The sequence below is a fragment of the Chryseobacterium tructae genome, assembly GCF_030409875.1.
GTDB lineage: Bacteria > Bacteroidota > Bacteroidia > Flavobacteriales > Weeksellaceae > Chryseobacterium > Chryseobacterium tructae.
In genome coordinates, this window is record NZ_JAUFQR010000001.1 from 364177 (window position 1) to 378333 (window position 14157).

Genomic DNA, 14157 nt, shown 5'->3' on the forward strand with positions numbered 1-14157 from the left:
TTTATAGTTTTTCTTGATGATGTAGATTAAGGCTAAGATAAGGGATGGCAGCTTTATGATAATTCCCATATAAGCCCCATTATGACCTTAAATAGGATAAACTAATGAGAGGTGGAGCGAATCAAATGCTTTGAGAACACAGAAATCAATTGCTTGTGGAATATTGATAAATATCCATAAAAATAGACCCCACAAATTACTGTGGGGTCTATTTTTAGTTTCTAAGTGTTATCGAATAAGAGGTGGTTATAAATTTATTAGACTGGTATCGTGAGTTACAAACCATACCGGACAAGCTGTAGCTTTGATTCTTCGCAACCATTGTATAGCCAATCTTTCCTGCACCTATAGGAATCTTTTTAAAGAAATTATTACCGCTTATCGTTAATACCATATTACACGGAGAGCTATTATTAACAGAGATAGAAGTTTTGGGGTTACCAGGATCATCATTGTTAAGAAGATCACTAAGCACTTCAGCTGTTTCAGGTTTATGAGTTTTCATCAGTTCATTATATTCCCTTTCTGTATTAGCTGCACTACCACCACCAGTATTGGTAGGGTAGGGATTTCTAATTGGATAACCACCGTAGTTAACGCTACAACTGGTAAGGATCATTGAAATCCCGGTAAGAACTAATAGTTTTTTCATACCCGTTTATTTTTTTGCTTTTCTTTTTTTTAATGGTTTTTCAGGTAAAGCCTCTATTTTTGAGACTTGCTGATCTGGGTTATCTATGGTTACAAAGATACTTCTTTTTATATCCTTTTGAGAGAAGTACTTCATATCACAGACGTTGCTGTTCAGTGTATATAAGCCTTTATTTACAATAATAAAGTTTTCTCCATGAGCGGGAACTGCAAGGTTATAGTAGTCTTTCCCTTCTATTCGGAGAACAATATTACAGTCTGAATTATTCTTAAATAGAAGAATGGATTCTTTTTTGGTAATATCTTCATTAAGCATGGTATTCAGAAGTTGCTCTGTTTTCTCCTTATGTTCAGCAGATGTTTCAGCAATTAAACGTTTAAATTCTTCCGCTTCATTAGAATTGGGATCTTTCATTGCATTTTTAGGGATATCTGCGATAACAGGTCTTGCTTCCATAGGTTTAGCAGTACTTGCTCCTTTCGTCCACTCAGAGTTTTTTAGAGCAATGAGCTTAGGTTTCAGCACACTTCTTTTAGGATCGTCAGGGTGTGCGTTCTTTAGATATTCTTCAATTTCCTTGATATTTGTGCTTTTTAAGATGTCTTTACTAGCTTTTTGTGCATAAGTAAAGGCTGGGGTAAGGAAAGTGAAAAATAAAATCGTTAAAATTTTTTTTATCATCAATAGTGTTTCGTTTATTTCATCAGTTAATCCGGAATTTTATATAAGTTATTGTTTTTCCTTTTGCTGAGAATAGCCCTTCATAGTACGTTTGAATATCTCTTAAATGTTCCGTATTCGGGTCATATTCCGGTGCTCCGTAGATATCGTGGTGAGCGCTGATAATTTCATGTCCTGCTCCTTGTAAATATCCGAGTGTATAACCATGAAGGAATTCAGAATCAGTCTTCAAATGAACAATTCCGCCTGGTTTTAGGAATTTCTTATAACGGGCTAAAAAGTCCGGGTGTGTTAGTCTATGTTTTGTTCTTTTGTATTTAATCTGAGGATCTGGGAAAGTAATCCAGATTTCATCCACTTCATTTTCAGCAAAGAAATGATCCACGAGTTCAATCTGTGATCTTAAAAAGGCGACATTAGTCATCCCGTTTTCCACTGCTTCTTTAGCGCCAAACCAGAATCTTGCTCCTTTAATATCAATTCCGATGAAGTTCTTTTCAGGAAACGTTTTAGCCAGCCCTACAGAGTATTCTCCTTTTCCACAGCCCAGCTCCAGAACAATCGGATTATCATTTTTAAAGAAGTTTTCTCTCCATTTTCCCTTAAGTTCAAAGCCATTTAAAGCATCTTCTCTTGTAGGTTGAATTACATTTGGTAATATCTTGTTTTCTGCAAATCTTGCTAATTTGTTCTTGCCCATTGAGTCATTTATAAAATGAGTGCAAAAGTACTAAAATTTACACAGAATTAAGGTCTTTTAAAGTGAAAAGACCTATGCCGAAATGATTATATTACTTTGATTATTTTGATGTTGCGCTCCCTAAAGCAACCATGATGGGTCTTTGAATCGTTTTTTGTGAAGCATATTGTGCGCCACAGACTAAGCTTGTGAAAAGATACTGCCCTTTTTCTATCACAATTGAGTTATCACTATGAGCAGGAATAGCAAGTCTGTATTTTGTAGTACCTGTACTTTCCATCCTTACAATAATGTTGCAGTCAGATTGATTTTGAATAAGGACAATACACTCTCGGGTATTAGGATCGTTATCAAATAAGGAATTAAGAATTTTCACTGTTTTGTTTTGATGTTCAATAGGAGAGATGTTCATGAGCATATTGAATTCTTCTGCTTCTGCATTAGGAATGGCTGCATTACTGGCTGTATTGACAACAAAGGTATTCTGAGCATTACTGGGAGTATAGGTTTCAGTAGGTTTTTAGCGGCAAGCTCAGCTTTATATTTGGCTATTTGTTTCTGTTTAATAATGGCATTCATCTCATCAAATGTGATCTTTGTAGAAGGTCGTCTTCTTAATAAAGCCAGCATTTCCTGCATGTCTTTTACCTTTTGATCTTCAGGATGAGCATTTTTGATGTATTCCTTCATCATTTCCATTACCCGGGGTTTTAATACAGATCTTCGTGGATCATCGGGATGGGCATCTCTTAAGAAAGCGTTGATTTCATAGATGTTATTGCTTTTCAAAATTTGGCTGTAGTCTTTACCCTTTTTTTGGGCAGAGATGCTGAAAAACAAGACCGAAGCAAGAAGTAAAAGTATTTTTTTCATTAATATAGTATTAAGTTAAAAATTGGGTACTTTTTCTTAATTTGTGTTTGGGCCGATTAGCTTTTAATAGGATAACGTAATAGTATTGTTTTTATTCTAAACACATTATTGTGATATAAATTTAAATATATTTTCGAATATAAATGAAATGTATTCGGGAAAAAATGAATGATCGATAAAAGTATATTCCCTTGTTTTTTATAAGTTTTATCCCTTACTTTTTCCATCCAATAACTTTTAATCTTTCCAAAAACCAACAGGGCTACTCTTACACTAGGATTTTTATCCCTATTAAATGCTATTACATATTCCAAAAATATCAATCTTTGTGAAAAATATAGAGTAATCATCATTCTTAGTATTAAATTTTTAATCATCAATGTGTTTAATAGTCATATTTATCTTTAAAATTAATTTTTATTGATTATTTGATATTAGTTTATTGTGTTTTATGATATATTTGTAAAAAACGAAACACAATTTTGATGAAAAAGAATGACTATGCTTCTATTGCTTTATTTTTAGCAAAGACACCTTTTATTTATTATATGTCTTTTTTAAAGCTTTTTCTGAGCCCTCATCCATTTATTTTATTGATAAAAAAGCATCAGGTTCTATATTCCATATTTCATGGTAAGAGAAGTCATTGTTTTTCTAATGTATTCAAGCAATTACTATTGGAGAAGACCAGCATTTTTTTAGTCAAAGAAAATGACATTGCCATAACAAGCTTTCCCATTAAACTGCAACTCTGAGTTGCAGTTTTTTATTTAAAAAAATATAAAAATTATTCTCAAAAAAACATAAAAATATGTCAAAAACATTATTTTCTCGAAAAAAACAAGTTTTTCTTACACCGTTTCAGAAGATACTTCTCTTTCTGTTTGTCATTTTTATATTTGGAATAGTAGATGCTCAAAGAGATACAGAGCATTGGTTTGCCCCAATGTCTCAAAGAGGAGTGGAAAACAAAACACTACACGAAGGACTATACTTTTCTACTGATTCCGTAACTCCTTTCCCGGTAGAAATCTATAGTAATAATGTGCTGATTGGTACGGTGACAATCAGTAAAGGGAATCCACAGGTTTTCAGTACTCTTTCCCAATCTCCACCTTATATGGTTGCCCCATATACTTCTCCCGGACTTATATTTAAGCCGGTCGCCATGGGATTGTATACCAAAGGAGCGAAGCCTTATTTTGTCACCTTCAGGTTTTCGACATATTATCATGCCGAAATAGTAACATCTAAGGGAAAAGCTGGTATTGGCAGACTATTTTACGCGTCTCCTCCGCCTCTATCATTTCTTGACGGTGCCTATAATTTCACGGTGGGAATATTAGCAACAGAAGACAATACAAAGGTGACAGTCTCGGGATATTCCCCTAACGTAAAGTTCTCTAACAATATGGTAACCCCTTCTTCTCTCAACTTTACTCTTAATAAAGGCCAATCGTACATTATTGAAGGGAATGGGGCATACCCTGAAAATAGTAAAGGCTTTATCGGAGCTAAAATTGTCGCCAATAAGCCTATTTCTGTTACCAATGGGAATTTCACTGGAGAATTTTCTTTTGCTCCCAGTAATTTAGGAGGAGATATTATGATGGATCAGGTGGTTCCAATAGATAGATTAGGCAATGAATTCGTTTTAGTAAAAGGAAATGCTAGTATTGACCGGCGTATGGAGGATGCTTTTATTGTTGCTACAGAAAATAATACTCAGGTATTCATTAATAATGCTGCGACTCCTATAGTCACGCTTAATGAAGGAGAAAGCTACAGGGTTAATGAAATAAGCAATACCAACTATATCCATCAAGGAAATATACATTATAATATGTATATCAGAACTACCAAAAATGTGTATGTTTACCAATTATTGGCAGGAGGAGATAATGTTGTATCAGGAGGCTTCAATAGTATTCCGCCCCTCAATTGCTATTTACCGAAAAAAATAGATGAAATAGGGAGTATCAATATTCTTCCACCCAGATCTATGATCACTAATTTAAATATTGTAACGGAGACAGGTGCTGCTGTTGCAGTAAACGGAGTTACTCCCACTTCAGCGCAAGGGCCTTATCCGGTAAGCGGTACCAGCAACTGGGTTTCTTACACAGTTCCTGATGTAAGCGGAAATATTACCATTACTTCTACCAGAGCAGTCACCGCTGGTATTTTGGGGGGAAGTGGCCCCGCAGGATACGGTGGTTATTTTGCTGGATTTTCTTCAATTCCTGCTATTTCAAAAAGAGATGGAGACTGTATTCCCGGAATTGTACTGGAAGTTGAGGGTGAATATCAGAATTATCAATGGTACAGAGAGAATGTACTGATTCCTGGGGCGGTTAATTCCACATTCACTCCGACACAATCAGGAAGTTATACCGTAAGAGTCTCTTCGGGAACCTGTGCACCGATTATGACTACAGCGTATAAGGTCTACACCTGTCTTGTCAAAACAATGGTCAGCGAAGTTTTATGTGGCAGCAGCAAAGAGATTACTCCTGTCTTTACAAATTCCACACAGTCTGTTGTTCCTGGTTCTGTAGCCATTGTCACTCCTCCAACAAACGGTACTGCAGCAATCAATCCAACAACAGGAATAATAACCTATAATCCAAATTCAGGGTATCAAGGTAATGAGACTATCGTGTATCGTTTCTGTGGGGATAATCAGGATTTTACAGATTGTGAAGAAGTCACATTGAATCTGGCGGTGTCTCAAACACCCATAGTAAATAATGCTATCTTGAGATCATGTTTTATTGAAAAGAATCCCGCAACAGCCTTATTTAACCTTACAACAGCCAGCGTTTCAGATCCGGGATTCCAAAAAAAATATTATCCCTCCATGACCGATGCTCAGAACCAAACCAATGAAATCCTTAATCCTACGGTTTATATTGCCCCAAACGGAGTTGTATACGTAAGGGTAACCAATAAGGGATGTTATAATATTGCTGTCGTTACGCTTATTGTTCTTCCTCCTGTACAATCTAATATTCTTAAAGATAAGATCATTTGTGTTGAGGATAAGACTATTTTGGATGCAGGTCCTGGTTTTACAGGGTACGAATGGAGCACAGGAGCGACTACTCAATCCATTTCAAATGCAGGAGTAGGAATGTATTGGGTGAAATTAAAAACAGGAATATGCGTTACGAAACAAACCGTAAAAGTATATGCTTCAGAAAGTCCGGTCATAACCGATATTGAAATTTCAAACAGCACTGTAACAGTTATGGTAATCGGAGGCACTCCGCCCTATCGATATTCCCTTGACAATATCCTATGGCAGGACTCTAATGTATTTACGAATGTCACCAGAGGAAATGTTACGGTATATGTAAAGACAGTTATAATTGTTCTCCAATGGCACTAAAAATTACGGTTCCCAATCTGATCAACGTTATCACGCCCAATGGTGATGGTGTGAATGATAGTGTTGATTATTCTTTATTAGCAGGTAAAAATAACCTGAGCTTTAGTATTTTTGACCGATATGGCGCTAAAATGTTCCAGGGTGATCATACCAGAGGTTATCGATGGAATGGAACATTAGGAGGAAATCGAAATGTCCCGACCGGAACTTATTGGTATAAAATAGAATGGAATGAACCAGGTAATAAACAAACCGCTATAAAGTATACCGGATGGATTTTGGTGAAAAATAGGGAATAGCTATTGAAAACCAGTTTTTTTAGAGCCGTCTCATTCCTGAGTCGGCTTTTTTGTAAACGTTAAAAAAAATCAATTGTTTTTCATTACTTGTTCTTGTAAATAATAAAAAACCGTCCCATAAGAATGAGACGGTTTCTTTTATATAGATTTTATTTGCTATTTTCAGTTTGTTGAGGACTTATAACCTCTTGAAGATGAGAGTTTTTAAGCCTTTTCTGATAAATAGGGATATATTTTTCAATAGGAATTTTTACGGCTTCAAAGTTTCCTGCCGATACATAAGGCTGAATATTTTCTGAAGTGTAGACAAATTGTAAAAAGTTATCAATCAGGTTTTCAGGAATTTTAAATTTTGCAAAATAATCTTTTCCTAAATAATTTTTAACTTGAGTAATAGAACCATTCATCCTCTCGTAAGCTTGATAACGCTGCTTTTTCTTCCTTTCCCCGGAAAGCATATCATAAATGCTTTCAATACTAAAGGTAAGTCCACCATCTCTTAATCCGGCCACCGGTAGTTCTGGTGGTGTTCCGTCTCCCTTAGGCTCCGGAAGTCCAATTACTTTTTTAATGGCCAATGCTTTATCCTCTTTTCTGAGTGAGTTTACATCATATCTAAGATTACCTGTAGGTTTAAACCTGCTCAGTACAATTTCCTGGATTTCATAATAGGCTATTTTCAGCTCCACCAGGTTTTTCTGACCCAATAACTGTGGAGTCATTTTAATATCTTTCCTTTCCGTCACAATTGAGGTAAAACGAATAACGTCTCCGGAATTAGCGGGAACATTAAAATTACCATTATAGTCAGCAAGTACAGTCTTTTGAGTGTTTAGATTGGTAACATATACCTGATTGAGATAAAGGATGGAGTTATCCTTTAGAAATACTTCTCCGGAATATATTTGAGCATTGATTTTTGCCAGAAAGATCAATAGCAACAGAGTAATCAGTTTCTTCATATAATTGGCAAAATTACATAGAAATACAGCAATTTCTATGGGATTAGATAAAGAATGGTGGTTAAAATTATATTAAACTTTAGTATTGAATTGTTAATGAATGTTATAAACATATTTCGAATCTGAATCTAAACTTGGATTTATGATAAAAGGTTGAAAGAATATTGCTTTCTTTCAACCTTTTATGTGTATTTATCTGTGTCTTACCAATAGCCAGCTTGAATATTTTATGGAAACGGTAGAGCCATATTCTGTCCAGCTGATAAAATACCAATAGGTAGCTGTGGGAACATATCTGCCTCCAACCCGGCCATCCCAGGTATATCGATTTTCACGAGTTCCCCGAAAAAGCTCGGCTCCATATCGGTCGAAAATTCTGAATACCAGATTATCATTAGACATTAAAGCAGAATAATCGATGGCTTCATTAATTCCATCGCCATTGGGTGTAATGGTATTGATGAGATTAATAATGGCAAAATCCTTTTTAGCTTCACCACACATTTTAGAATCCTTTACCTTTACGGTATGTGCTCCTCTTGGTACGTCATAGAAAATATTTGACGTTTGCCAGATTACTCCATCCAGAGAATATTGATAAGGTGGTATACCGCCACTGGCTCCCACTTTTACTGTTGTTCCGTCAATTTCAATAGAAGTGATGATAGGAACCTGGTATTCTGTGACATTTACAGATTGTTTGTAAACGCAGCCATTAGAAGTTAGTTCTACCCAATAGCTTCCAGCCGGTACGTTGGTAATTGAAGGAGTTGCTGCTCCTGTACTCCATAGATATTTATCAAATCCAGGACCCGCATCCAGTGTTGTAGTCATTTTAGGGCAGATCATTTGATCTATAAGAAGAGCCGAGGCTTTAGGAATTTTAATAGTGATTTTAATGGAAGCAACTTCCGGACATACTCCATTTTTTTCAAAACGGATATAAAAGGTTTGTGGAGCTGTAATATTTACTGTAGCTGCTATTGGGCTCACATTGTTCTGTGCATCAGCTAAGCTTCCATGAAAAGTAAAAGTAACATTTGGATCTAAAGTGAACTGAGGAATAAACTGAGCGAGGTTTACTGTTTTAATTCCATCCAGGTCATCATCACACACACTTTCTGCCACTACCTGACTTGCCAATGGTATTTTGGCTCCAATACTAAACTTTAAAGGTTTAATGACAGAAGCACATCCGTCAGGAGAATCTACTCTTATATAAATCGTAGTGGTTGTAGTATAGCTCCAGTTATTAGGGAGTGTGTTGGCATTTCCTGTATTGGCATCCGCTAAATTGGAATAATATCTTACGGTAAAATAAGTAGGGTTATTAAGTACAAGAGCTGTTATATTAGAGAGGGTGATATTTACAGTTCCATCAAAATTATCATCACAGAAAGTACCATTATAATTATCTGGAACGATCGCTTTATTGTAAAGAGATAGTGTTATTTCAGCAATGCTTTTACAGCCGAGGGCATTTTTAACTACAACATAGATAATCGTACCATTTGCCGCTGAATAGTTGTTCGGGGTGGTAATCTGAGCTGCCGGGTTTTCCACTTGTGCATCTGCAAGAGTCGGATAATAGGTTTTCGTAACAGGATTATTTGTTGTGACACTGGCGGTTGTAAGATCAAATGTTCCTTTTCCATTTACATCACAAGAAAATAATATTGAATTGGTTACAGTGATCGCTTTAATATTGATCGTTACTGTTACTGTTTCACAATCAGGAAAGTCCGGATCATTTCCACAGAAGGTATAGGTGAATGTGTCATTTCCTGTTGAGCCTGGATTATTGACTGTATAAGTAATGACTCCTGTAGCAGGATTTACAACGGCTGTACCCAGGGCAGGTGGAGTCGTCACAGTTACAGTAGATGGTACCGGAGTTTGTGTTGAAGTACTGAAGGTCGGGGTGATGGCTTGTGAAGAACATACATCATAGGATTTCGCCGTCAGCTTCATGCAGTTTGTAACTTTGTATTGCTCTGTCACCAAAGGTGCGCAGCTTCCCATTGTTACTTGGCAGGTATAATATCCGGATTGAGAAGGGGTGATGGAAGAGCTGTTGGCACCTGAAATAGCAATACCGTTTCTATACCATTGATAAGAATCATAAATGATAGGATCTACAGTAAGTACAAGCCCTGGAATGCAGGTTCCTCCTGATTTTAAAATAACAGGCTGTGTAGGAAATCCGGCAAAAAAACCTCCATACCCTACAGCATTACTTCCTGCGGTAATTCCTGCTGTAATGGCCTTACTTGAAACTATGGTTATTGTCCCCGTGACATTAGGGATTCCATAGGTAACCCAATTGTTGGTACCTGACATATTGTAAGGGCCGGTAGAGGCTGGTGGAGTTCCCCCATTTACTGTAACTACAGCTCCTTTCTCCGTAATAAGATTCAGTTTTGTGGGAATATTGAGAATCCCCAATGGGTTTACATTAGAATGAACAAAATTTTCATCAATAAGCCCTAGTTCATTGATTTGTTTAGGAAGATAACAATTTAAGGCAGGAATAAAATTGAAGCCTCCGGTGGCAACCTCACTTGATGTACTCCCATCTCCAGCGAGCATTTGGTACACATAAGCATTTTTAGAGGTTTTGATATATAGATTGTAATGACCATTCCCTTGAAGGACATATTTTGTATCGGGAATCACAAAATATTTTCCTGTATTGAGCGTGGCAATTGGAGTTAATTCGTTATTGACATAAATTTCAGTATTGTCTTGGGTAGCAATGATCAATGCTCTTTCCATATTGGCTCCAATACTTCCATTACCTTTTACGAGAGCAAATTCACTTCCGAGTTTGTCTGCTGGTACAGCCTGATCCATTAAAATATCGGAACTGGTAGGGAAATTTCCTGCATATTGGCCATTGAAATTTCCGTTTGTAACATTGATAGGTTTGTTTGAAGTGATTTTAGCTCCAATAAATCCATCGAAATTTCCGGAATTACTTCCAATTCCGTCTATAATATAAGATTGTCCTTTGTTTAAAGTAATATTTATGATAGGGTTGGTAGTTCCTGTTGTTCCATTAGAGAACTGTACAAGCGGGCTGTAGTTGGTAATACTAATATTGGTATTGTCTTCAGTTGCCAGAATACTGGTCATAAAGTTCAGAATATCATTATTTACACTAATAGGAGCGTAAGCAGTAAAGAAACTTTTTCCGGTAGATGGAATTCCTTTTGAAGTAATAATTTCGGCATGGTTAAATACAGAAAACCTTAAGTTCGCGTAAAACGGAAATTCTGCCTTTAGATAAAGTCCTTTGGTAGTAGGAGTAAATAAGTCGGTCTGTTGGGTGGTGATAATAAAATCTCTTAAGATATCGAACTTCTGAGGATTATTTTTACTGATATTCACCGTTCCAATCAAAACATTATTGTTATAGATGCTCACAGGGAATGGTGTTGTTCTGCTGGTAGATAAATAGAGTTTCTGGTAGGGGGAAGGAGCTCCTGAGCGGTCTATCATTGGAGCAAACCAGTGTTCTCTGTCTAATTGGGCAAACGCAGAGGTGAATATATAAAATATAAATAAAAAAGATAGAATTTTCTTCATTCAGGAGTCGTATTTATCACAAATTTAATAATAAAAAGTATTAAAGTGTTGGAAATGAAATAAAAAAACCACGATTTTGAAATCGTGGTTTGAAAATTTTAGATCCGGATGGTTATTCTCTGTTTTTAACCATAATCCAGCCTGTATATTTTATTTCAGTTTTATCCTTATTAGGCTCATTCCATGTAACATGATACCAGTATGTACCTGTTACAAGTCTTTTGTCAAAATGTCTTCCATCCCACTTGTAATTGTTGAATCTATCTCCGGTAAATATCAGATTTCCATATCTGTCATATACTACAAATTTTAGATTATCCTTATAAGCCAGGTCACTGTAATCGATATAATCATTGATGTTATCTCCATTAGGTGTAATAGCATTCAATAAATTAGGAACTGTAACTTCAGCTGAAATAGGTGTACAGTTGTATGCATCTTTTACATAGAATCTATGTTGACCTCTGCTTAATCCTGTGAAGGAATTTGAATCTTGCCAGTTTGTAGTTCCATCAACAGCAAATTTGTAAGGTGCTTTACCTCCAGCTACAACGACTGTAGCAGTTGTATTGTTAATTTCAATTTGTTGGATAACAGGATCAGTTGCTTTTTTCACTCTTACCAGCTGAGTGATGAAACATCCATTTTTCTCAAGAATTACAGTATATTCTCCTACTCCTACACCTCTGATTCCAGAGGTAGTTGCTCCTGTGCTCCATTGGTAAGAATCATATCCAGATCCTGCATCAAGATCCGTTTTATCATCAATACAGATAAACTTGTCTACAAGAATTGGCGATTTTTTGATTGGAAGTGTAATCAGGTCAATTTTTGCATTAGCAGTACATCCTTGTTCTGTAGTCACTTTTACATACACAGATCCTCCAGTTGCAGGAAAGTTTTCAGGTGTTGTTATTTCATTGATTCCGGCAGTAAGATCTTTTAATGTACGGTAATATTTTTTTATTGACATTCCATAGTCGGTAACGTTAGCTTTTGTTAAATCAAAATATGCATATGGCGCTACGTCATACCAGCAAGCTTTAATAGAAGTATCCTTCACAATGAAAGGTACAACCTTAAGGTTTAGGGTTACTTCTTCACAGTCCATAAAGTCTGGGGAGTCACCACAGAATGTATAAACGATTTTATCTATTCCTTCGAAATTTGGCTTCGGTGTATAAGTTATTGTTCCATTTGCATTAATCACAGCCGTTCCATTGGTAGGAGCGGTAAGGATTTTTAAAGTACTTGACACCGGAGTCTGAGTTGAAGAGCTGAATGCCGGGGTAATAATCTTAGTAGCACAAGAAGGTTCTTCTTTAGTAGTCTGTATTAAACAGTTAACAACTTTATAAATAGGCGTAGTCAGCGATTGACATGCCCCCATTGTTACCTTTACCGTGTAATAACCAGGTTGTGTAGGTGCATAAGTAAAAGTATTTGCACCAGAAATGGCTACATCGTTAAGGAACCATTGATAGGTATCATAAGTATCTTCTACTTGTAAAACAATTCCAGGAACACAGATTCCTGATTTTTTAGCAATTACAGGAACTGATGAGAATCCTGCAAAATATCCACCATATCCGGCTGAACTATATCCACCATTAATCCCTGCTGTTACTGCTTTTGTAGAGGTAATGGTAAGGTTAGGAGGGAAATTTTCCAATGAATAAGTTACCCATAGAGAATTTCCTGTTAAAGGATATGGTCCTTCAGCAGGAGTAGGTGGTACTCCGTTGACAAGTACAGTTGCTCCTACTTCAGTTAATATGTTAAGTTTTAGATTAATACTCGTGGTCGCAATGCCTGGCATTTCATTAATTTTACCAATTTCCTCAATTCTTCTTGGTAAGAAACAGTTCAATGGTGGGATATAATTAAATCCATTGGTTGCTTCACTAGCACCCACTCCCACAAATTGGTAAAGGTATACATTCTTGGATGTGGAAATAAACATATTGGAATGAGCTCCGCCACCCTGGGCAGCATAGTTGTTTCATCAATTCTATACCAGCCTCCTTCATTCAGAGTAGTGATAGGAGTACCCGATCCGTTGATGTATACTTCAGTATTGTCTTCCGTAGCAATGATAAGACCTCCTTCCATATTTGCCGCTGGCTTTGTGGATTTGGTTTTTACCATCGCAAATGTATTTCCTAATCTATCTACAGGTACAGACTGGTCAAGAATAGGGTCAGAACCACTTGGCCCGGTAGAGAAGTTACCATTACAGCTACCATTGGTAAGAGTTACAGGTTTATTGGTAACAATCTTAGCACCAATGAATCCTTTAGCGTTGGCATCTGTATCATCTAGATTTCCGGCAAGAATAAAGGATTGTCCTTTATTAAGCACAAATGAATAGTTGTTTATGCTGGCAGCAAGACCATTGATGAATTTTAAGTCGGGAGTTGTCCAGCTTACAGTAACTGTAGTATTGTCTTCAGTAGCTAGAATCCCTGCTGTAAAATTATCTGTTCCATATTTATCTTTTGCCTTTCTTGTATTGGGGCTGGTAGCAACATAAAATTTGGTACCAATACCCGCCTTTCCTTTACTGGTAATAATTTCACCATGGGAAAACTCTGCAAGTCTTAAGCTGCAATAGAAAGGTCTTTCAGCTTTTAAATAAAGTCCTTTTGTACCTACAACAAAAGCATCAGTAGTACCGCTTGCAGAGATAAGGCTTGGGTCTACATCAAATGTTTTAGGGTCTCCTTTAGAGATAGTAACAGTGCCAAGCAAGGTATTGGCACTGAATATTTGTACGGGAAAAGGGGTAGTAGAATCAGTGGATAGATACACCTTATTTTCGTAGTCACCTGTGGTTACATAATAGGGTGCAATCCAGTGTTCAGTATCCCTTTGCGCAAAGAGGGTATTAATTGTAAAAAAAATTAATACCAAACTGAGTAGAAATCTTTTCATGTGTATGGAATTAGGATTTCTACAAAATTAAAATAAAAAATCAAATACTTTTAATAAAATGTAAATAAAAGTTAAAA

At 36.3% G+C, this 14157-nt stretch carries 11 protein-coding genes; 2 read left to right on the forward strand and 9 right to left on the reverse strand.

The genetic code is table 11. The features are described from left to right. Nucleotides 1-214: 214 nt before the first annotated feature. From QWZ06_RS01680 to QWZ06_RS01700, 5 genes are all read right to left on the reverse strand, one after another. Nucleotides 215-652, reverse strand: a complete 438-nt coding sequence (locus QWZ06_RS01680; RefSeq protein ID WP_290295427.1) for a DUF6759 domain-containing protein — start codon at nucleotides 650-652, stop codon at nucleotides 215-217. A gap of 6 nt (nucleotides 653-658) precedes the next feature. Further along, nucleotides 659-1333, reverse strand: coding sequence for a DUF6759 domain-containing protein (locus QWZ06_RS01685; protein WP_290295428.1), 675 nt, complete (start codon nucleotides 1331-1333; stop codon nucleotides 659-661). Between the two features lie 22 nt (nucleotides 1334-1355). After that, complete coding sequence (gene trmB, locus QWZ06_RS01690) at nucleotides 1356-2033, reverse strand: tRNA (guanosine(46)-N7)-methyltransferase TrmB (protein WP_290295429.1); 678 nt, start codon at nucleotides 2031-2033, stop codon at nucleotides 1356-1358. A gap of 100 nt (nucleotides 2034-2133) precedes the next feature. Beyond that, nucleotides 2134-2451, reverse strand: a complete 318-nt coding sequence (locus QWZ06_RS01695; RefSeq protein WP_290295430.1) for a DUF6759 domain-containing protein — start codon at nucleotides 2449-2451, stop codon at nucleotides 2134-2136. Beyond that, nucleotides 2442-2906: a hypothetical protein gene (locus tag QWZ06_RS01700; protein ID WP_290295431.1), complete on the reverse strand. Its 465-nt coding sequence runs from the start codon at nucleotides 2904-2906 to the stop codon at nucleotides 2442-2444. Before QWZ06_RS01700 ends, QWZ06_RS01695 begins: the two co-directional genes overlap by 10 nt. 811 nt (nucleotides 2907-3717) lie before the next feature. Between QWZ06_RS01700 and QWZ06_RS01705 the strand changes: the two genes are divergently transcribed. Together QWZ06_RS01705 and QWZ06_RS27690 are read left to right on the forward strand one after the other, a co-directional pair. Next, nucleotides 3718-6297 (forward strand): IgGFc-binding protein, encoded by a 2580-nt coding sequence (locus QWZ06_RS01705; RefSeq protein ID WP_353959927.1) that lies wholly within the window; start codon nucleotides 3718-3720, stop codon nucleotides 6295-6297. Further along, complete coding sequence (locus QWZ06_RS27690) at nucleotides 6288-6596, forward strand: T9SS type B sorting domain-containing protein (RefSeq protein WP_353959928.1); 309 nt, start codon at nucleotides 6288-6290, stop codon at nucleotides 6594-6596. Before QWZ06_RS01705 ends, QWZ06_RS27690 begins: the two co-directional genes overlap by 10 nt. A 149-nt stretch (nucleotides 6597-6745) precedes the next feature. On the opposite strand, the gene QWZ06_RS01710 is transcribed toward QWZ06_RS27690, so the two are convergent. From QWZ06_RS01710 to QWZ06_RS01725, 4 genes are all read right to left on the reverse strand, one after another. Further along, nucleotides 6746-7558, reverse strand: a complete 813-nt coding sequence (locus tag QWZ06_RS01710) for a hypothetical protein (protein WP_290295432.1) — start codon at nucleotides 7556-7558, stop codon at nucleotides 6746-6748. Between the two features lie 192 nt (nucleotides 7559-7750). Further along, nucleotides 7751-11146 carry an FIDD domain-containing protein gene (locus tag QWZ06_RS01715; RefSeq protein ID WP_290295433.1) on the reverse strand — a complete coding sequence of 1132 codons (3396 nt, stop codon included), beginning with the start codon at nucleotides 11144-11146 and terminating at the stop codon, nucleotides 7751-7753. Nucleotides 11147-11258: 112 nt separating this feature from the next. Further along, on the reverse strand, nucleotides 11259-13109 hold the full coding sequence (locus tag QWZ06_RS01720; protein ID WP_290295434.1) for a T9SS type B sorting domain-containing protein: 1851 nt from the start codon (nucleotides 13107-13109) through the stop codon (nucleotides 11259-11261). Further along, nucleotides 13013-14080, reverse strand: coding sequence for an IgGFc-binding protein (locus QWZ06_RS01725; RefSeq protein WP_290295435.1), 1068 nt, complete (start codon nucleotides 14078-14080; stop codon nucleotides 13013-13015). The genes QWZ06_RS01720 and QWZ06_RS01725 overlap by 97 nt, the downstream gene beginning before the upstream one ends. Between the last annotated feature and the right edge of the window lie 77 nt (nucleotides 14081-14157).